Below are 19,812 nucleotides of genomic sequence, written 5' to 3'. Positions count from 1 at the left end.
GAAAGAGGTGCGATCCAGAATGGAACTATATTTCCTGGGAACTAATGCTGGTGTACCTACGCTTCAACGGAATGTAACTTCCATTGGGCTACGCATGTTGGATGAGCGCAGAGCTTTGTGGTTGTTTGACTGCGGGGAAGGAACGCAGCACCAGATTTTAAGTTCTCCGCTTAAACTGAGCAAATTGGAGAAAATATTCATTACTCACCTGCATGGTGATCATGTATTTGGACTTCCAGGACTGCTTTCGAGCAGAGCCTATCAAGGTGGCACCACACCATTAACCGTGTATGGTCCGCCAGGTACGGAACGAATGATCAGTACAACAATGGAGCTGAGCCAATCCCGGGTTAACTATGATTTGAATATCGTGGAACATACGGGTGGCGTCCTGTTCGAGGATGACAGTTTTATGGTGGAAGCTGCTTTGCTTGAGCATCGGATTGATAGCTATGGATACCGGATCACAGAAAAAGATCGTCCAGGAAGCCTGGACCCAGCCAAACTGGCGGAATACGGTTTGAAACCAGGCCCATTGTTCGGCCGGCTGAAACGTGGAGAAACCATTACGCTGGATAACGGTGATTCGCTTCGTCCAGAAGATGTATTGGGAGCGCCAAAACGAGGCATGGTGATCACCATATTGGGTGATACACGTCCATGTGACAATGTACAGCCTCTTTCCATCAATGCAGATGTACTTGTGCATGAAGCTACATTCATGCATGATCTGGCCGATACAGCGCATGAGTACTATCATAGTACTTCTAAACAAGCGGCAGAAGCGGCTAGAGCAGCCAATGTAGGGCAACTAATCATGACTCACTTCAGTTCACGCTATAAGGATGAGGATCAACTTCAGCCACTTTTGGAAGAGGCGCAGTCCGTATTCCCGAATACCAGACTTGCAAACGAACACCAGCTTATTCCTGTCGTGCATCGCAAGCAAGAATCTTAACCCGGATTGCGAACCAGTGCACGGTTAAACACGTCATATAAAGATCCGGGTAATTGCACGGGACTGAGGGAGAGGAACTCCCGCGGTCCCTTTTGCAATCTGGTCAGAAAGCGTGTAGGATGGGCAATATGAAGAGGGAAATGATTCAAATTATTTTCCGGGAAAGCGCAGGAAATGACAAGCTTGTACAGAAGACGCGCGAGTTAAACCGTCGGTGTTCGATCCGGTTCGACTTGTTGCGTGCATATGTCAGCAAGCCATTATTTTTTGCCTGAATACATAGGTTCGCGGTCAAGTTCGAGGTAAATGATTAAGGGCATGAAACGTTAATGGAATGAAGAAAGGAAGTGCTATGTGTGATTAAGGCCTATCTGATTGACTTGGATGGTACGCTCTATCATGGCAGACATCGTATCGAAGGAGCCGATCAGCTTATTCGAACACTGCAAGAGCTAGGAAAGCCGTATTTATTCGTAACAAATAATTCTTCCCGTACACCACAAGGTGTGGCAGATCATCTGAACGGGATGGGCATACCTGCCGACGCGTTTCAAGTATGTACTTCTGCTGTGGCGGCTGCTGAATATGTTGCTGAAGAGTCCCCAGGTGCAAAAGTGGCATGTATTGGAGAAGCAGGACTGCTGGAAGCCATAGAAAAAGCAGGACTACAGCTGACGGAAGATGCACCAGATTACGTGATACAGGGGATTGACCGTGAATTTTCCTATCATAAGCTGACTAAGGCGCTAAGGTGGATTAATGCGGGATCAAAATTCATCATGACCAACCCGGATCTGCAGCTTCCTTCCGATGATGGACTGACACCTGGGGCGGGGACTATTGGAGCAGCAATTGAAGCAGCAACCGGAGTTCATCCTACCGTTATTGGCAAGCCATCGAGTGTTATAATGAAGTCAGCCATTAGCCGACTAAACCTGGCGTCTCATGAAGTGGCAGTGATCGGAGATAATATGCGAACCGATATTGCAGCTGGAGTGGCAGCAGGGTGTGAGACGCTGTTGGTACTTACCGGTGTGACAACACGGGATAATATGGATGGACACATTCAAGCAGCTAAGGCTCGACCTGATCATGTGTTTGAAGATTTGCATAAATTGATGGAGTGGCTGTCGCAAGAGGCAGACCAAGCTTCCAAAAAGGGGTAATGTACGATGCCGGAACTACCGGAAATGGAAAATTACCGGACCTTGCTGTCCGAGAAAATACTTGATCTACTGATTACAGGTGTTGTGATTAATCGCGATAAAACGATAAATACGGAGCCTGATCTGTTTATCAATGAACTTACAGGTAATCGCATCATATTTGTTGAGCGCCGAGCGAAGCATCTGATTTTCCACTTGGCTAATGGCAAACGTCTGGTGCTGCACCTCATGTTGGGCGGTATGATTTTCTGGGGTACGGAAGAGGAGCGCCCTAATCGTTCCACACAGGTGGAAATCCAGTTTGGGGATCACATTTTATTTTTTATTGGACTGCGCTTGGGTTATTTACATCTGCTTACTTCAAAAGAAACCGAAGAGGCGATGTCTGATCTTGGACCTGAACCTTTGGATCGACGGATGAACGTGGAACGTTTTGCTTCCCTGTTGAAAGGTCGTCGGGGTACCCTTAAGACAACGTTGGTGAACCAGCATATCATTGCAGGGATTGGCAACTGTTATTCGGATGAGATTGCCTTTGCTGCTGGTCTGAGACCAAGCTCCAAAACGCAGAACATCGCGACTTCACCTGAGTTGACGGAGCGCTTGTTCCATTCGATGCAGTCCGTGTTGCGCGAAGCAGCTTCTGAGGGTGGTTATATGGAAATGCCACTGATGCAAGGGGATACGAAGACCGGAAGTTTTGACGAGCAATGTCGAGTGTACGATCGGGAAGGCGAGACTTGTCCGCGCTGCGGGGGAACAATTGAACGAGTGGAAATTACGGGCAAGAAGGCGTTCTTCTGTCCGAAATGCCAGCATGAGGCCTAAAACCGGTATCGGGGCACATGTTAGCACCAGAGGTGGATTTCTTCAGGCAGCCAAGAGAGCGTATGAGATGGGGGCAACGGCGTTTCAGTATTTTCCGAAAAACCCGCGCAGTCTCAGCCTGAAAAGTCTGGATCTTAAGGATGCTGAGCAGTGCAGGGATTGGTGTGAACAGCATGGACTGGCTTCGATTGCACATTCACCCTATCCTACGAATCCGGCGTTGGGCGTGACCCGTGGAGAGGCGGGGTTTCATGCTACAATAGCTTCTATTCGCAATGATCTTGAAATTTCGAATGCTTGCGGTTCTGTTGGGACGGTAGTCCATTTTGGACATATCAAAACAAACGATCCGCTGGAGGGTTATCAGAACCTCATTCATTGTCTGGATACCGCCTTGGAGAATTGGAATGGACATTCGAAGGTGCTGATTGAAAATCAGGCAGGTGATCATGGCCCGATGGGCACGACAATGGAAGAAATGATACAAATTCGCAAATTAAGCCGATATCCGGAGCATATTGCTTTTTGTTTTGACACATGCCATGCTTTTGCTTCAGGTTTGTGGTTGTCAGGCAACGAAGCGGCGATGCTTGATAAGGGCAGGATGCTCGGATACTGGGATAATGTTGCTGCTGTACATTTTAATGATTCCAAATATGCATCTGGTTCGTGTAAGGATAGACATGCGAGGATTGGACAGGGATATATTGGAAATGAATCAATGAAAGTATTGTTAACTGCGCCTGAGTTCCAAAAAGCGGTTGTTGTGCTCGAGACAGAAACGGGCGAAGATGGAACGCACCGTGATGATATAGCGCTCATGCGTTCCTGGCTATAATGGGGAGAGGAGCGATTGTATGCATGTTTTTTTGGATGACTATCGGGCATGTCCGAAAGGATTTGTTCTGGCAACGAATGCAGAAGAGTGCCTTATGCTGCTAAGAGAAGGCGACGTGGACATTTTGTCTCTGGATTATGAGCTTGGTCCGGATTCGCCTAATGGCGGAGAGGTTGCGGCATCCATTGTACGAGAAGGTTTATTTCCGCGTGAGATTTATTTGCATACGTCCAGTATGTTTGGGAAACGCCAGATGTACGAGATGTTATATAGCAATAAACCAGATTCGGTAACCATTCATAATGGTCCTATGACGGGTGAGGTCATGCTGCGTGTTGCTGCGGGAGAAGAAAGTTAATGAAGCCAATTACATCCAAAATGTTAATGCGCGGCGTATGGGAAGGCATGCCACAGGCTGTGTTCATATATACCCCTTTATGTGGGACATGTGCGGCAGCACGGCGTATGTTGGAAGTAGTAGAGCACATGCTGCCAGAAGGTATTTTATCCGAAATGAACATCCATGACATTCCTGAACTTGTACAGCAATTTAAAATTTCAAGCGTACCAGCAGTGATGCTATTTGACGGCCAGCAAGATGTTCCAAAGATGGTTTATCGGATGAGCTCTGTGGAGCATTTGCTCTCGGAGATCCGGAAGGCGGTGCTGAAATGAGTATAATCTCGATGGAACATGTCTCACTTAGACGAGAAGAGAATCAGATTTTGGATAACGTGCATTTGCGCATTGAACAAGGCGAACATTGGGTTATTCTTGGTCGGAATGGTTCTGGCAAAACAACGTTGTTGGAAATGATGAACGGATATATGTTTCCAAGCCAGGGACGCATTGAAGTACTCGGTAATCTGTATGGACAATGTGACGTCAGGGAAGTACGTAAGGAAATCGGTTATATCAGCCAAACGTTGATTGAGAAACTTACACCCAGGGATCCGGTATGGGAGGTCGTCGCTACAGGAGCTTATGCTTTTTTGCGTTTTTATCAGACAATTCCGGATGAAGTCAAAGCAAAGGCAATGAGTTTGTTAGATGACATGGGCTTTGCCAATCTGGCTAACAACCCGCTTGGAACGTTATCCCAAGGGGAGCGCAAAAAAGTCATGCTTGCTCGTTCATTAATGGCTGAGCCTAAATTGCTGATTATGGACGAGCCTTGTGCCGGGCTAGACTTATATGAACGTGAGAAGATGCTGGCTGAGATTGATCGTCTGCGCCAGCGTAACATTACAGTTGTATATGTAACACATCATGTTGAAGAGATCGTACCTTTATTTACGCATGTGGCTTTGATCCGCGATGGACGTATTGCGGCGGCTGGCCCCAAGCATGAAGTTTTGACACAAGATACAATTAAGCATACGTACGATGTCCCGGTCGATATCCAGTGGGATGACGGTCGTCCGTGGATACGCGTACGTTCTGGAGGGTAACACAATTTGAGTACACAATCGTCTTGGGAAGAAGGCAACTTCTCCCGTTTTATCTGCACAGCCAATCATGGCTTTGCCCCTTATGCACAAGAAGAATTACGCCGTACGTTTGGTGCGGTTAAGAGCACAGTACTCGTACCAGGAGAAATTTTGCTTGCGGGTCTGCCTGTAGCAGAGGAAGAAGTTGCAGGTAAACTGTTGGAAGAGTATCCAACGTTTTTACGTCATATCCAACCTGTTCAGTTTCAAGAGAATACAGAAGATTCGGAGCAATCTATCGAGAGATTGATTGCATTTGTGTTGAATCATAAGGAACTGACCGGTGCCTCTGTCGTGCTACAGGTACGGAAGACAGAAGGGGCATTTTGGCAAGAAAATGCAGCCTCATTGAAGCAACTGGTGACTGAAAAGCTGGATGAACTGGGATGTGAATGGGTTGTACGTGATGCTGAATATGTCATTTCCGTATTTGCTGCGAATGATATGTTGTATGCGGGCGTATCCAGACCTGAACAGAACCTGTCAGACTGGAGCGGGGGAGCCGTACGTTTTCAAAAAGAAGATGGACAGATCTCACGTGCTAAGTTCAAATTGCTTGAAGCCGAGCAAACGTTTGGTATTGACTTTACTTCATTTCATAAAGCACTTGATATTGGTGCAGCACCAGGTGGATGGACCTCGTTCCTGCTTGAACGCGGGCTTGAAGTAACGGCGGTAGATCCGGCGAAGATGGATGCAACACTGCTGGCATCATCAAAACTGACTTTCTTGAAGAAAAACGCAGGGGATGTGCGCTTCCGCGAAGGAGAATTCGATCTGCTCGTATGTGATATGAGTTGGAGTCCGAAGCTGATGAGCCGACTTGTATCGGATCTTCTATATAGCCTTCAGCCTGGGGGGACAGCAATTGTTACCGTGAAATTATTGCATAAAAAACCGCTCGCGCTCATTAAAGATGTTATCGATACGTTTGAACGTTCGCGGATGCAGATTCAACGGTCCAAGCAGTTATTCCATAACAGGGAAGAGATTACGCTTTATATGGTCAAATATTAAGAGATCTATTCTTGATTAAAGCAGCTAAAGATATTATGAAATTGATTCGATGAAGCTCATTAAATTTTGTGCTTTACAATCTATTCCTGCCTGTACTATAATGATACCAATATTAACCATAACAAACCTGAGGGAAAGCATCCCGAAGTGAACGAAACCGGATATCCGGTCTGTTCTTCTTCGGTGAAGCTTTCCCTTTTTTGTTGTGTATTGAAGGAGGAATTGGTATGAGACATCCGGCCAGGCTGGAACGAGGAAGCCTGCTGGGAGGTAGATATCGTATCGTATCCATTCTGGGAACAGGCGGAATGAGCCATGTATACGAGGCGGAGGATTTGAAGTTACCGGGCAAGATATGGGCAATTAAAGAAAGCGTAACGATTATGCCATATGAAGGCAGTATGGAGAGCGAGGCCGCACTTCTGACATCACTTCGCCATCCAAGATTGCCGCAAATTGTTGATTTTTTTGTCCCGGATGAAGATGGGTACACATACTTGGTGATGGAATATATCGACGGGTTAACGCTCAGTGAGTATTTCAAGCAGTGTCGTGGGAAGATCCCGATGGAGCAGTTGACGGAGCTGATGCTTCAATTGCTGGATGTGTTGAGTTATTTGCATAATCTGAATCCACCTGTGATCTATAGGGATCTGAAACCATCAAACATCATGATCACGCCGGAACATGAAGTAAGATTAATTGATTTTGGCATCGCCAGAAGTTACAAACCGCAAAGTGCTGAAGATACTGTTAAGTTGGGAACAGCTGGTTTCGCCGCTCCAGAACAATATGGCTCGGGTCAGACTGATGCGCGTTCAGATCTATACGGACTCGGAGCATTGCTGCTGTATCTTATGACAAGTGGGGCCTATACGGAATGGATTCAGGGTGTGGAAAGCTCTATTCGGAGTGATGTTCCACGGACTTACATTCCTGTGGCAAGGAGACTGTTGAGATATAATGCCGAGGAGCGATTCCAATCTGCCGATGAGGTACGGAAAGAACTGCTCCGAATACCCGGTGGAATAACGCCTGGTGGAGATGCAACCATGACCTTGAATGGCGGAACAAGAGTTATTGCCTTGACTGGTGCTTCATCTGGTGTAGGGGTTACGCACACTGCTATAGCTATCAGTCATTATCTCGAAAGGCAAAACTTCAAAGTAGCTGTGATTGAAATGTCACCTCGCTCTCAATCCTTTGCAAGAATTCAACAAATCGCTCAAGCGGGTAAACCGGTGCCGGCAGGCAGACAGTTTGCAGTGGATGGTGTGCATTATTGGAAACAATCCGGGCGAGCGGATATTTTGTCTTTGCTTGGGGGGAGTTATCAGTTCATTGTGATGGATCTCGGTAGTGGTCAGGACCAGAACCGGCTGGAAGAATTCCTTCGTGCAGATCTGCCTATTGTGATAGGCTCAGGTGCCGAATGGAGACAGGCGGAGATTGGCGCTTTTGTTCGATCACATCATCGGTATCCACAAGAGAAATGGATATATTGTCTACCCCTGGCAGCAAGTGAAGCAGTTCAGCGCATTCGTAAAGCTTTGGATACATCGAGTGTATATAGTCTGCCGTTACATATCGACCCTTTTGACAAGGACGCACAGATGGATAAAGTGTTTTCTCATATTTTAATGCATATGATGGCACAGCAGCCCAAGAAACGTTCGTTCTTTTCACGAAGGAAAGTACATGATTAGAAGAGATTACGAAAGGAGAGCCTCTTTTGTCTAAATTAAGAAAACAAAGCCGTCAACTGATCTATGCCGGACTTATCGGAGCAGGAGCTGTAGGGTTGGTGTTCGGAGGATATGTTATTTACAATGTCAAAACGATGGGTGATGTCAGGTCAGCCGTAGAAGCCCGGTATTTATCGGCATATGAGGAAAAGGAAGCTGAGTTAAAGCAACAATGGGATTCGGGCGCACAAGGATGGGTTACGATTCGGGATATTGAAGCAGGTGAACCGATATTACCGGAGGATCTGAAGCTCATTGCTGTTCCGGATGCACAAGCACCACGAAATCTCTGGTCCAGTACCAAGCAAATGGAAGGCCAAATGGCCAAAATAGAGTTAAAAAAAGGAACAGCCATTACCACCGAGATGGTATATGAGGATACACCGGCTCCGCCCGATTTAAGAAATCGAGAGCTGCAAGTTGTATTACTGCCATCCTCACTCGTTAAGGGAGATATTATTGATGTTCGTATCCAATTCCCTACCGGACAAGACTATGTTCTTTTATCGAAGAAGAAAGTGGAACGACTCAATGCAGCTACCTTATGGATTACGATGACGGAGGAAGAGATTCTGTCACTCTCAAGTGCAATTGTAGATGCCTATTTACATAAAGCTTCAATCTATGCCTTAACCTATGTAGAACCACAGTTTCAGACACCTGCAATCGCGACGTATCCTGCCAATTCAGAAGTGTTAAAACTGCTGGAGAGTGATCCGAATATTGTTCGACGAGCCGAACAGGAGTTATCCAGACAGGTGCGAAGTTCGCTTGAAAGTTCACTGGCCGCCTCCGTGACAGCACCGTCAAAAGGAGTGGAACAGGATGTGGCCCAATCCTCAGTTACTTATAACAGTCGTCCATCTGCAAATAATCCGGTAACATCGGATGGAGTGATGTGGAATGATGGTTCAGGAAACGGGGCAGGAGCTAATTCTGGAAGCGTAAATGATCCTGCTGAAGCTTCACAAACAGAACAGCAGAGCTTGCTAACGGGTGGAGAGTAGAGATTAATCTAAGGTTTTCACATTAAGATAATTCAGATAACAAAGGTTTAAAGAAACAGAAAGGAGTTGTAACATCTATGCATACATGGATCTTTGCGGGTTTATGTGAGAAGAATGATCTGATGTTATATCTTTGCAAGATATTGGCTTCGACAGGCAACAAGGTCTTGCTCGTAGATGGAACCTTACAACAGAAGTATGGGTACGGTGTAGGTGACGGTCAGCAGTCTTTGCGAATTACGGAATTTGAAGGATTTGATATCGCTTGTCATTTTGTCACTTCGGCAGCTGTAGAGAATCATCTTGAAGTAAATGGAGAGCGATTGGACAGTTATGATTATGTGTTATATGACATGGAGACTTCACATTTTGCTTCACGTAATCTCTGGCTAACCGCTGATGTAAGAGTCTGGGTGAGTGATTATGAGCGTTACAATCTGGAACGTGGCAAGGGCTGGTTGAAGCGGTTGCTTGAAGAACAGTCATTGCCGGGTGAGCTGTCATTTCAGCGGCTCTTAATTAACGGGGTTGACTGCAAGCTTGAAGCTCGTTATCTGTGGGCGTATCTGGAGGGCAGTCCGTTTGTATGGACAGGAGAATTCTTAGTGCTTCCATGGGATGAGTTAACAGCGGCGGTTAAGCTTGAGAATGAGCATCATCGCCGAGTTCATCTTGGACCTTTGTCACGAAATTACAAAAAATCGTTGTGTCGCGTGGTCGAGCAGTTAACAGGTTGGGAAAATGTTCGTAGTCGCCGTGCGATGAAAGAAGCAGAGAGGATGAGAGCATGAGCACCATTACCTTTTGGAGTCCTTTTGCAGGAACAGGTTGCACATCAAATACATTAATTAGTGCTTATGCAATGGCACTTCACTACAGGACAAGAGTGTTACTTGTTAATGCAGGCCTTGCCGGAACTGGCACAGAAGCTGCCCTACCATCCAAAGATACGGATACAGCGGATTTTATGTTCTCCTTCGAAGAGGGTGGCTGGGATGCGATTGCACGGCTGCATTCGAGCGGAAGTCTGAATAAGCACAATCTCAGGGATTATACCAAGCCCCTTCTGAAAGAAAGACTTGATTTCCTAACCGGAAGAATGGATGAGATGGAACGTTCCCCGCAGGAACATGGTGAGACTGTGAAAAAGCTGCTAAATGTAGCTAACGAGTATTATGATCTGGTTCTTCTGGATGCGGATCATGCTGGTGTCGATTCACAGCTCAAGCTGCAACAGGCGGACTATGTTGTCATTAATCTCGATCAAAATATGCGAAATCTGGAGTTGTTCTTTGAAGAGATCCTGCCAAAACGAATGAACAATAAGAATATACATGTTGTAATTAACAAATACGATTTGCATTCCCGTGCAACGCTTTCCAATATTCGGCGCCAGTTCAAATACAAAGGCACGATATCTGCGATCCCGTACACAACCGGATACCTGGATGCAATGAATCGGCGAGATGTTGCTAGATACTTGCAGTTGGAAAGTTTGACTGAGGATAAGGATATTCGTAAAGGGAGCTTTGCTGCAAGCATGAGTGAACTCGCTCGCCTGATTATGGACGGTGCAGGTATGCGCACAGTTCTGAAGAGGCTGGAAAGGGGAGCCTGAACCTCCGATGCTCTGGAATACCATATGGATAAGTTTAATTTTGATTCTATGCCTGACTTATATCTGGTTCAAGTATAGAACGTTTCTTCGTGAAAAGAATGCTCGTGTTCCTGAACAGGAATCATTCACGATAGACATGTTGATTGAGAAGGTGAAGAACTCACTTCATGAGCTTAGTCATAGTCAGCTCGCGGATGCGGGTCTGCACGAAGAAGAATATCGTCGAAGAATTAATCAACGTGCCGAGATGAGAAAAGCACTGAAGGGCTGTGTCTCAGGCAGCATCAGCGACAAAACGTATGTCAAAAATCTGATAGGGGACCTGCTGACCCGAAGCATAGGACTGAACAAATCAAATGTAGATGAAGTTATTTTGTTTGCAGAACCAGATTTGTTGACGATCCAGGACCGATTCGAAATTGTGTTTTATCTGTACCGACAGCAATTCGGTGTAGATGCACTCTCCCGCATGATTGATACCTACGATCTTGACAGATTAAGAATGGAGGAAGGTACGGACGATGGAGGAAGTTATTATATCTCTGAGGAGGATATTCAGTATGTTTTTGAGTGCGAATATCGAGAGCTTGGATTCAGAGAAAAGACGGATATCATCGTGCAACGTATTTACCAACATTATAAAGGATTCTCGGTTGTTGATGAGATAAGGGACCAGCGTATTGATGGTGTTAGTGGTGGTGTCAGCGGTATGCTTGATGCTGTTCATAATATGGGACTTCGAAAACCGGCATCATGGAATGATTTGCTGGATCAAGGACTGGAGGATGATGCACATGAAGAACCGCTTAGCGGCATGGAAAGTGTCTGGATTTTCTATAAAGGTAAGTCCATTCATCTATCCTTTCTGTCATTCGGAAGCATCCGTGAACTAAAAAGGGTATGCCAGAATATATACAAATACAATTATCCCGGACAGTTGTCGGAAGCAAGTGGATACAAGGTGAACGAGATGAAAGACGGCTCCCGTGTCGTTGTTGTTCGTCCTCCTTTTGCAGAATCATGGGCGTTCTTCGTCCGGAAGTTCGATATTCCGAATGCTTCACTTGAACAGTTGATTACGGGTAACAACGCAGATCTGCCAATAACACTGCTTCAATACCTGATGAAAGGAAGCCGGATCACAGCTGTAACCGGGGCACAAGGTTCTGGTAAAACAACGTTGCTTATGGCTATGGTCAAACACATCTATGCATCGTACACCCTTCGGGTACAGGAGATGGCGTTTGAACTTCAATTAAGACGGATCTATAGCCGACGTAATATTTTGAGTTTCCGAGAGACTGAACACATTTCAGGTCAACAAGGACTTGATTTGCAGAAAAAAACGGATGGTACTGTCAATATTCTTGGTGAGGTTGCGAGTGATGAAGTGGCTGCGTGGATGATTCAAATGTCTCAGGTTGCCAGTCTGTTCACCCTGTTTACCCACCATGCCAAAACGTTCCGTGATCTGGTTTTCTCCCTGCGTAATTCCTTGCTCAAGACAGGTATGTTCCAGCATGAGCATATTGCTGAGGAGCAGGTTGTGAGTGTCATCAATTTCGATGTTCACATGAAAAAAGATGCTGAGGGACGAAGATATATCGAACGTATTACGGAATGTCTTCCTCGTGCGAATCAAGGTGATAGCGTGGAAGAGAGGGCAGGTTTTACATTTCATAATGTTGTGGAGTACAGAGATGGAGCGTATGTTGCAACAGCTCCAATCTCCTCTGGAAGCATGATGGATATGCGAGAACAGATGACATTACAGGATGCTGAGAGATTTGAACAGTTTATGAAGCAACACTGGGGTGATCAGCATGACAATTAAATGGATTTTGCTCCTCGTATTAAGTATTTGTGCAGGAGGTTTGCTGATCACACTTCTGGTTTTAAGTGTGTTACGTCACAGAGGAGGTGGTTCAACAAGTCAATCCGGCGTGATTTTTGCTCCTAGCGGGAAGGGATTCAAGGGACTGGGATCAATCTTGTTGCAGTCCTACCGTCTTGGAATGAAAGTGCCACTGCTATCAGCTTATATTCTACAGGTGCAGAAACGTATTTCATTCCGCCATGTTGGGGATGAACCTTCACTTCGCAGACTAACGATGACAGTGGTTCTGATTATTCTTGGAGGTTATGGAGGCATTAGTGTCATTCTGTTTTTTCTGCAGCCCGGTATCGCTTTTGTAATACTATCCATTCTCTGTGCTGTGGTGTTAAACAGTCTGGTATTGGATATGTGCCTCAGTCGTATGGAGAAAAGGTTGCTGGTGCAGATGTTGGATCTCTTTGCGGATGTAAGGCATAGGTATCATCAACATGGCATGGTTGAGGAAGCGCTCTATGAAGCTGCTGAAGCAGGTACAGGAGAAGCAGCAGAACAAGTAAGACTGATCTACGAAGCTCTAACTTCTCCAGATCCGAATGAAGCACTTGAGCGTTATTATGAGGTGGCTCCCAACCGTTTTCTCAAAGGATTTGCCGGCGTTTCCTATATGGTCATGGAGTTCGGGGATAAGGACAGAGCACAAGGTTCTATTTATCTCAAAGGACTTGGTAACCTAACTCAGGAGATTCATTTGGAGATTTTGCGGCGTGATAAATTGGATTACCTGCTCAAAGGGCTTAATATTATCGCTCTTGCTCCGGTATTGTTCACCGCTCCAATCGAACGTTGGGCCAGAGTCAGTTTCCCAACGATGGATGAATTTTATCGCAGCAAAATCGGTTTTGTTACCAAAATATCGATCTATGTCATCATCATCCTTGCCTATTTGCTTCTGCAAAGGCTCCAGCAATACGATGAGACCCGTTACCGGTCAGGGCATAAGCATTCATGGTTGGATCAGTTTCTGTACAGGCAGACCTTCATACGGAAATTGGCGATGTTGTTTGCAGCGAAACCTGGCAGTGCACAGTACAGTCAAACGATACGGCTCATGAGGGAGAGCAGCTCGGAGTTGAAATATGAATGGCTTGCCATTCGTAGAGTGATGTTATTCGCAGGTTGTTTGGTCCTTACAATGGGTTGCATCTTGCTGTTGCATCAGGTTGAACGTAACCACATCTTGTATGATCCAATTCGCGATGATCGAATGTTTGGTGCAATGGCTGAAGCGGATCTCAGGAAAGCTGAGGAAAAAACAGCATTGGATCAATCCGTGCTGGAAAGTGTAGAAATGAACCGAGGAGCTACATACGAAGAAGTCGCCAACGCGTTACAGCAGTTATCTCCCGTTCAGATGGACCTTGATACCCAGAATGAGACCATCACGCGCATTATGCAGAAACTTGAGGTGTATAACAAGCAATATGTACGTTGGTGGGAAATGATTATAGCCATTCTTATGGGTGGAGCTGGGTACTACATGCCCGTATGGCTCATGTTATTTCAGCGGAAAATGCGAAGGTTGGATATGCGACATGAAATCTACCAATTCCAGACAGTGATTTCCATTTTGCGTGAGATGGACCGGATGTCAGTCGAGGAGATATTGGAGTGGCTTAATCGATTTGCCGTCATTTTCAAACGCCCGCTGCAAAAATGTTTGTTGCATTTTGAACATGGACCAGAGCTTGCACTTGAACAATTAAAGGAAGAGGCGGGCTTGCCCGAGTTCCAGCGACTGGTTGATAAATTACAGCTTGCCCTTGGCAAAATCTCAATACGTGAAGCCTTCGATGATCTCGAGAGCATGATGGAATTTTATTTTGAACAACGCAAGCAGGAGTACAGCAAAATGATTGATGTCAAAGCATCATGGGGCAGAACCATCGGATTTACACCCATGTATGCCCTTATCTTTCTGTATCTGGTCATTCCATTGGTTGGTATGAGCTTCTTGCAGATGAACATTTATTATGAGCAAATTCAGAAACTGTAGCACAATTTATCTGTGTGACAGTCTGAAATAGTTTAATAACTTATAACTTGGGAGGATTTATCATGAACAATGCATCAAGCGCTTTAAAGGTGGCAGCAGGGATATTCTTAACAATCGCTCTGATCACAATTGTAGTTCTGTTGTTTATTTCGGCTCAGGAGGCAACCAAGACGGCCCAGAACAATTTTGCTGATATCCAAACCGAGTTGTCCCAAGCCGCATTTACGGTGTATGACGGAACAACCATCAGTGGATCACAGGTAACGAATGCGCTGCGTAAATACGCGGACAAAGATCAGTTCGGTATTCAAGTTATTACAGGTAAAAATAAAGCGGGTCAATGGTATGGCAATCAATTGAACATTTCACAGGATCTCAATAATGCCGACTACGGCTCGGTTATTGCTCCTGACGATAAAGTGGGGATTATTAACCAGACCATGAGTGAAAAAGACAATCAATATGTCAATCCAAGTGGTAAATTCAAAGCCATTATCGTAAAAGACCGTTCCAACGTGGTAAGAGGGCTGATCTTCCAGCAATCCTGACAGGAGTTGGTTTAACATGTCCCGGAATACCCAGCATCTCATGTTGTTTTGTACGGCGGTTGTCCTGTTTGTGACAGCCTGCCTGTACGGGCAACAGAATGTTAAGATCTTGTCTGCGGCCTTGACCGACAGAGTACAGACAACAGCAGGCATGGAAGGTCGGCTGACAACAACACTGCATACCAGCAATTCCTATCAATATAGTGGTGCGGAAGTGTTGCATACCGTGAGGCAGATGACAGGCACAGACATCCCTGTGGAGGTAGATGGAACTTCGTATGTGATCGATCCACTTGTCAGCAAAACAGCGACGATTCCTGTCCAGCTCGATGCCACCTACAGACCGGAGTTTATACGAAATGAAACTGGAGAACTGCTCAAGATTGTTTTTTGGAAGGAGACCAGTGTGAATTGATTAATGCCGCATCCAAGCTGCTTGCCGTATTGCTCGCAGTCCTTTTGCTCTATGTGTACCCAGCTGCTGAAACAGCCGATCGGCAGGATGATATAGCACGTATGACGGCTGTTCAGAATGTAACACGCTTTGTTGATGCTGTCCGAACGAAAGGATATATTTCACCTCGAATGTTGGCTGAGTTTGAGGAGCAACTGGCCCAGACGGGCAATCTGTATGAGGTGTCGATGGAACATTTGCATAAGAAATATGTACCTCATTATACAGACCCGATGGACCATAACAGTTTTAACGGGACCTATGAGGTAGTGCAGGATGGATATTATGCAGCTCAGATTCGAGAAAGACTATTCCCATCCTCAGGTGTGATACCGGTTGATGATCCTGGCCGAAGATATACGTTGACGACAGGGGATTTTTTCACCGTGACGCTCCAAAATACAAATCGTACACCTTCCATGCTCATCCGTGAATGGTTAAGTGGTACGGCTCAGGCTTCAGCGGTATTTGTAACATACGGAGGTATGGTCCTCAATGAAGATTACTGAGCTATCCATTGTATTCGTGCTGATCTTCTTCCCGCTCTTCTGGATCATCTCACTCCATACCCAAGATGCCGAAGAGGCTCAATATCTTGGTCATCGATACAGATCTGCACTTCAAACTGCAGTCATGGATGCAGGTGCAGTGATGCATCAGAATGAGAAACAAAATGATGAAGCAGGTTACGATTCAACCAAGTTTGTTAAAGCCGATAAGGAGCTTGCCTTGTTGACATTTACGCAGACGATGGCTTTGAATATGGGCATTCAGGATGATCCCGCAGCTATTCGAAACATGTTTAATTACATTCCTGCCGTAGTTATTCTGGATTATGATGGCTATTATATGTTTTCCACGGAAACAGAGATGACGGGTAACCTTGAAGATTCTTTCCGGCAAGTATGGAGCCCCAAGAAACCTTATACATATTCAGATTCTAATGGTAACAGTATTAACTTTACACTGGACGACTACGTATATGCCTATGACGCAAGCGCAGGGAAATGGATTGAAGGATTTCAAAAAGAACTGGCTTCAACCACACAGATTCCTTTACTTCAGGATACCCACGTATTTGAACAAGTTAGACGAAGTCGGATTGTGACTACTGTGCAGGATAATCTGGCTGATGTGATTAACCGCCATAATGAGTTTGCCAGAAAGAACGGTATTTCCTATACATTTACGATGCCCCTGATTGCCCAGGAAGATTGGTACAACTCCATAAATGATACAGGGATTATGGCTTTTATCCAAGGTATAGGTGTGGGTGACCAGAAGATCAACAATTACGCAATTGGTGGAGGCAGACTTGTGAAGAAAACGGCGATAGTAGGTGGGGTAGATCCTTTAACGGGTATCAAGTACTACTACCCCTCCACATGTGGTAATGGTTACCGTGCTGAAGAGGTGTTCACAGACGCGAGACAAGCAGCTGCACAAGGCTATTTCGAATATAAATGCTCTAACCGTTAGGGTACCCTGTATGACAAAATTATGGAAGAGGTTCCTGATATGTTTACATTACTTTCAGAAAAGACGGGACCTGTGCTAGAATAGGGTTTCGGAACAATCACAAAAGTAATGTCTAATAGATAGGAGCAACCTCATCTTATGAGTTTATTGTCAGTAGAGAACGTAAGTCACAATTTTGGAGATCGCACGTTATTTAAAAATGTATCGTTTCGTTTACTTGCCGGAGAGCGCGTAGGGCTTGTTGGTGCCAATGGTGTAGGTAAATCCACATTAATGAACATCCTTACCGGTAAATTGCTTAAAGATAGTGGAAAAGTGGAATGGACACCTAAGGTCCGTTATGGATATCTGGATCAGCACACGAAGCTTACGCCAGGTAAAACCATTCGTGACGTGCTTAAAGATGCATTCCTTCCGTTGCTTGAATTGGAAAAAGAAATGATGAATATTACGGACCAGATGGCAGATGCAGATCCAGATAAGCTGGAGCAGTTGCTGGAAGAGATGGGCGATATTCAGGAACAACTGGAACAGGGCGACTTTTATCTGATTGACGTAAAAGTGGAAGAGATGGCTAATGGTCTTGGTTTGTCCGCAATTGGTCTTGATCGGGATGTCGCAGCTCTAAGTGGTGGACAACGTACCAAGGTGCTGCTTGCCAAGCTTCTGCTCGAGAAACCTACAGCTCTGTTACTGGATGAGCCGACCAACTATCTGGATGTAGAGCATATTGAATGGCTGTCACGTTACCTGAAGGACTACCCGCACGCGTTCCTCTTAATCTCCCATGACACGGAATTCATGAATGAAGTCGTAAATGTCATTTATCATTTGGAATTTGCCAAATTAACGAGATATGCAGCGAACTATAACAAGTTCCTCGAGATGGCTGATATGAATAAAGCCCAGCATATTGATGCATACGAGAAGCAGCAAGAGTACATCAAGAAGCAGGAAGATTTCATTCAGCGTAACAAGGCACGTGCTTCAACTTCAGGTCGAGCGAAGAGTCGGGAGAAGCAGTTGGACAGAATTGAACGTATTGATCGCCCAGATGAAGCGGCCAAACCAACGTTCAAATTTAAGGATGCCCGTGCGAGCAGCAAAACGGTCTTTGAGGGCATTGATTTTGAAATTGGATATACGTATCCTTTGCTGCCTAAGATGACAATGACAATCGAACGTGGTGAGAAAATTGCCATCGTAGGTTGTAATGGTGTGGGTAAATCGACGCTGTTGAAAACCATCCTGGGAAAAATATCTCCACTCAGTGGAAAGACTTTCTTAGGAGATTATCTCGAAACGGCATATTTTGAGCAGGAGGTTCGTGCTGGGAATATCACGCCGATTGAGGATGTCTGGAATGAGTTTTCACATTTGACCCAAAATGAGGTCCGAGGTCATCTCGCTCGCTGTGGGTTGAAAAATGAGCACATTACTCGTCCGCTTAATATGCTGAGTGGTGGAGAACAAGCCAAGGTTCGTTTATGCAAACTCTTGATGCGTGAAAGCAACTGGATTCTATTTGATGAGCCGACGAACCATCTGGATGTCACAGCTAAAGCGGAGTTGCAGCGTGCTTTGAAAGAATTCAAGGGAACGGTGTTACTGGTATCTCATGAACCTGATTTCTACGAGGGTTGGGTTACCAAAACATGGAATGTCGAAGAATGGTCTGAGAAAAACTAGACGATTTAAGACAATGTTTAACAGAAATGACGGTGACAAAAAAATCCGTCTATGGTAACATAGGCTACAACTTCATATGAACACTAGGGGGGCCGCACGATGCGGCTGAGATGGAAGAATGCGATTCCGGACCCTTTGCACCTGATCTGGATCATACCAGCGTAGGGAAGTGGCGAGCGCGTTTCAGTGAATGACGTGAGCAAACGGCAACTCAAAAGGACCGTCTGCTTAACGAATTGAAACATGCAGTTGCGTGTATAACGTTATGGCTATAAGGTCTATAGCTTTATTGCACGAAATGAACTGTATGCTTCAGTCAGTCATCTGGTTCAATAATTAATACGCAGCCACTCCCCTACGGGAGTGGCTTTTTTTGTGTTTTCATAGCATTCACGCATGGAAGGAGAGGGATGGTACGGTAATTTCTCATGAACATGTACACAGATCATTTGAATTGCATGTTGTATCTACGGGTGCAGGGGATCAAGCATCTTTTGTAAAAGCTGCAAAGGACGTTTGGCCATCAGTGGACTATATTCATATACGAGAAAAACAACTCACATGGCAAGACAAGATCGATTGGGCTGAAAGTCTGCGCAGCGTTGGCGTTCCATCTTGTCGCATCGTTATCAATGGTTCAGAACTGCCTTTACAGAATGACATCTGTGGCGGTGTACATTGGGGGCAAGATGCGATACGCAACTGTAACCCTGCTGTCATGAGCAATGTGCAGCGCCTTCGTCTGGGTGTATCTGTTCATTCAATCGATGAGGCAAAAATCGCTGAAGAACGGGGAGCCGATTATCTTTTCTTCGGGCATGTCTACTCAACCAACAGTAAGCCTGATCTTGACCCCAGAGGATTACATGCTCTTGCTGAAGTGTGCAGGCGTGTCTCCATTCCTGTCATGGCGATTGGGGGTATCGGACCGGGAAACATTCACGTTATTCGCTCTGCAGGGGCACAGGGAGTCGCCGTGATCTCTAATGTATGGGCGAGCGAGTCACCGGATCGGGCGGCTGCATTATTAAGGCAGGCTATCGTTGCTACAGAAAGTCTGAGTCCCTGAATCAAGGAGATGAGAG

20 protein-coding genes and 1 riboswitch are annotated in these 19,812 nt (G+C 45.6%); all 20 genes read left to right on the top strand.

The features are described from left to right. Positions 1-19: 19 nt before the first annotated feature. The 20 genes from rnz to MKY87_RS03170 all read left to right on the top strand — a co-directional run bounded on the left by rnz (position 20) and on the right by MKY87_RS03170 (position 19,796). Positions 20-958, top strand: a complete 939-nt coding sequence (gene rnz, locus MKY87_RS03265) for a ribonuclease Z (protein ID WP_340962913.1) — start codon at positions 20-22, stop codon at positions 956-958. 356 nt (positions 959-1,314) lie between these two features. Then, positions 1,315-2,124 (top strand): TIGR01457 family HAD-type hydrolase, encoded by an 810-nt coding sequence (locus MKY87_RS03260; RefSeq protein WP_340962911.1) that lies wholly within the window; start codon positions 1,315-1,317, stop codon positions 2,122-2,124. Between the two features lie 6 nt (positions 2,125-2,130). Beyond that, on the top strand, positions 2,131-2,952 hold the full coding sequence (locus MKY87_RS03255) for an Fpg/Nei family DNA glycosylase (RefSeq protein ID WP_338587270.1): 822 nt from the start codon (positions 2,131-2,133) through the stop codon (positions 2,950-2,952). Continuing rightward, positions 2,942-3,790, top strand: coding sequence for a deoxyribonuclease IV (locus MKY87_RS03250; protein WP_339783253.1), 849 nt, complete (start codon positions 2,942-2,944; stop codon positions 3,788-3,790). Before MKY87_RS03255 ends, MKY87_RS03250 begins: the two co-directional genes overlap by 11 nt. 19 nt (positions 3,791-3,809) lie before the next feature. Then, positions 3,810-4,148, top strand: coding sequence for a cyclic-phosphate processing receiver domain-containing protein (locus MKY87_RS03245; RefSeq protein ID WP_017688046.1), 339 nt, complete (start codon positions 3,810-3,812; stop codon positions 4,146-4,148). Further along, positions 4,148-4,465 (top strand): thioredoxin family protein, encoded by a 318-nt coding sequence (locus tag MKY87_RS03240; RefSeq protein WP_338587269.1) that lies wholly within the window; start codon positions 4,148-4,150, stop codon positions 4,463-4,465. Before MKY87_RS03245 ends, MKY87_RS03240 begins: the two co-directional genes overlap by 1 nt. Positions 4,466-4,467: 2 nt before the next feature. Then, positions 4,468-5,241, top strand: coding sequence for an ABC transporter ATP-binding protein (locus MKY87_RS03235; protein ID WP_338594986.1), 774 nt, complete (start codon positions 4,468-4,470; stop codon positions 5,239-5,241). Positions 5,242-5,247: 6 nt separating this feature from the next. Next, positions 5,248-6,297, top strand: coding sequence for an SAM-dependent methyltransferase (locus MKY87_RS03230; RefSeq protein ID WP_340962910.1), 1,050 nt, complete (start codon positions 5,248-5,250; stop codon positions 6,295-6,297). Positions 6,298-6,524: 227 nt separating this feature from the next. Next, positions 6,525-8,003 carry a serine/threonine protein kinase gene (locus MKY87_RS03225; protein ID WP_340962909.1) on the top strand — a complete coding sequence of 493 codons (1,479 nt, stop codon included), beginning with the start codon at positions 6,525-6,527 and terminating at the stop codon, positions 8,001-8,003. A gap of 26 nt (positions 8,004-8,029) precedes the next feature. After that, positions 8,030-9,049: an SAF domain-containing protein gene (locus MKY87_RS03220; protein WP_340962907.1), complete on the top strand. Its 1,020-nt coding sequence runs from the start codon at positions 8,030-8,032 to the stop codon at positions 9,047-9,049. Between the two features lie 77 nt (positions 9,050-9,126). Beyond that, the gene (locus MKY87_RS03215) at positions 9,127-9,840 is read left to right on the top strand and encodes a hypothetical protein (RefSeq protein ID WP_340962905.1); all 714 of its coding nucleotides are present in this window, start codon (positions 9,127-9,129) and stop codon (positions 9,838-9,840) included. After that, a complete protein-coding gene (locus MKY87_RS03210) occupies positions 9,837-10,667 on the top strand; it encodes a hypothetical protein (protein ID WP_340962902.1) in 831 nt (276 codons plus the stop codon). The genes MKY87_RS03215 and MKY87_RS03210 overlap by 4 nt, the downstream gene beginning before the upstream one ends. 7 nt (positions 10,668-10,674) lie before the next feature. Further along, positions 10,675-12,501 (top strand): ATPase, T2SS/T4P/T4SS family, encoded by a 1,827-nt coding sequence (locus MKY87_RS03205; RefSeq protein ID WP_340962901.1) that lies wholly within the window; start codon positions 10,675-10,677, stop codon positions 12,499-12,501. After that, positions 12,491-14,557 (top strand): hypothetical protein, encoded by a 2,067-nt coding sequence (locus MKY87_RS03200; RefSeq protein ID WP_340962899.1) that lies wholly within the window; start codon positions 12,491-12,493, stop codon positions 14,555-14,557. The genes MKY87_RS03205 and MKY87_RS03200 overlap by 11 nt, the downstream gene beginning before the upstream one ends. 62 nt (positions 14,558-14,619) lie before the next feature. Beyond that, positions 14,620-15,105 carry a hypothetical protein gene (locus MKY87_RS03195; RefSeq protein WP_062834890.1) on the top strand — a complete coding sequence of 162 codons (486 nt, stop codon included), beginning with the start codon at positions 14,620-14,622 and terminating at the stop codon, positions 15,103-15,105. A 16-nt stretch (positions 15,106-15,121) separates the two neighbouring features. Next, positions 15,122-15,520, top strand: coding sequence for a hypothetical protein (locus MKY87_RS03190; RefSeq protein ID WP_339783264.1), 399 nt, complete (start codon positions 15,122-15,124; stop codon positions 15,518-15,520). Then, positions 15,517-16,068 (top strand): hypothetical protein, encoded by a 552-nt coding sequence (locus MKY87_RS03185; RefSeq protein ID WP_338587252.1) that lies wholly within the window; start codon positions 15,517-15,519, stop codon positions 16,066-16,068. Before MKY87_RS03190 ends, MKY87_RS03185 begins: the two co-directional genes overlap by 4 nt. Beyond that, a complete protein-coding gene (locus MKY87_RS03180) occupies positions 16,055-17,038 on the top strand; it encodes a hypothetical protein (RefSeq protein WP_338587250.1) in 984 nt (327 codons plus the stop codon). Before MKY87_RS03185 ends, MKY87_RS03180 begins: the two co-directional genes overlap by 14 nt. Before the next feature lie 138 nt (positions 17,039-17,176). Then, entirely contained in the window at positions 17,177-18,727 is a 1,551-nt protein-coding gene (locus MKY87_RS03175; RefSeq protein WP_133385194.1) for an ABC-F family ATP-binding cassette domain-containing protein, read from the top strand. 75 nt (positions 18,728-18,802) lie between these two features. Then, a riboswitch (TPP riboswitch) is annotated at positions 18,803-18,912 on the top strand. A 188-nt stretch (positions 18,913-19,100) separates the two neighbouring features. Further along, entirely contained in the window at positions 19,101-19,796 is a 696-nt protein-coding gene (locus tag MKY87_RS03170) for a thiamine phosphate synthase (protein WP_340962897.1), read from the top strand. The last annotated feature ends 16 nt before the right edge of the window (positions 19,797-19,812 follow it).

This window comes from Paenibacillus sp. FSL R7-0198 (genome assembly GCF_038000415.1).
GTDB lineage: Bacteria > Bacillota > Bacilli > Paenibacillales > Paenibacillaceae > Paenibacillus.
This window is presented reverse-complemented; position numbering and strand designations above follow the sequence as displayed.

Excerpts from the sequence above, each read along its gene's own strand:
- MKY87_RS03200 (WP_340962899.1), top strand. The coding sequence starts at position 12,491 with ATGACAATTAAATGGATTTTGCTCCTCGTATTAAGTATTTGTGCAGGA.
- MKY87_RS03215 (WP_340962905.1), top strand. The coding sequence starts at position 9,127 with ATGCATACATGGATCTTTGCGGGTTTATGTGAGAAGAATGATCTGATG.
- MKY87_RS03240 (WP_338587269.1), top strand. The coding sequence starts at position 4,148 with ATGAAGCCAATTACATCCAAAATGTTAATGCGCGGCGTATGGGAAGGC.
- MKY87_RS03250 (WP_339783253.1), top strand. The coding sequence starts at position 2,942 with ATGAGGCCTAAAACCGGTATCGGGGCACATGTTAGCACCAGAGGTGGA.
- MKY87_RS03225 (WP_340962909.1), top strand. The coding sequence starts at position 6,525 with ATGAGACATCCGGCCAGGCTGGAACGAGGAAGCCTGCTGGGAGGTAGA.
- rnz (WP_340962913.1), top strand. The coding sequence starts at position 20 with ATGGAACTATATTTCCTGGGAACTAATGCTGGTGTACCTACGCTTCAA.
- MKY87_RS03210 (WP_340962902.1), top strand. The coding sequence starts at position 9,837 with ATGAGCACCATTACCTTTTGGAGTCCTTTTGCAGGAACAGGTTGCACA.
- MKY87_RS03180 (WP_338587250.1), top strand. The coding sequence starts at position 16,055 with ATGAAGATTACTGAGCTATCCATTGTATTCGTGCTGATCTTCTTCCCG.
- MKY87_RS03195 (WP_062834890.1), top strand. The coding sequence starts at position 14,620 with ATGAACAATGCATCAAGCGCTTTAAAGGTGGCAGCAGGGATATTCTTA.
- MKY87_RS03245 (WP_017688046.1), top strand. The coding sequence starts at position 3,810 with ATGCATGTTTTTTTGGATGACTATCGGGCATGTCCGAAAGGATTTGTT.
- MKY87_RS03205 (WP_340962901.1), top strand. The coding sequence starts at position 10,675 with ATGCTCTGGAATACCATATGGATAAGTTTAATTTTGATTCTATGCCTG.
- MKY87_RS03255 (WP_338587270.1), top strand. The coding sequence starts at position 2,131 with ATGCCGGAACTACCGGAAATGGAAAATTACCGGACCTTGCTGTCCGAG.
- MKY87_RS03175 (WP_133385194.1), top strand. The coding sequence starts at position 17,177 with ATGAGTTTATTGTCAGTAGAGAACGTAAGTCACAATTTTGGAGATCGC.
- MKY87_RS03190 (WP_339783264.1), top strand. The coding sequence starts at position 15,122 with ATGTCCCGGAATACCCAGCATCTCATGTTGTTTTGTACGGCGGTTGTC.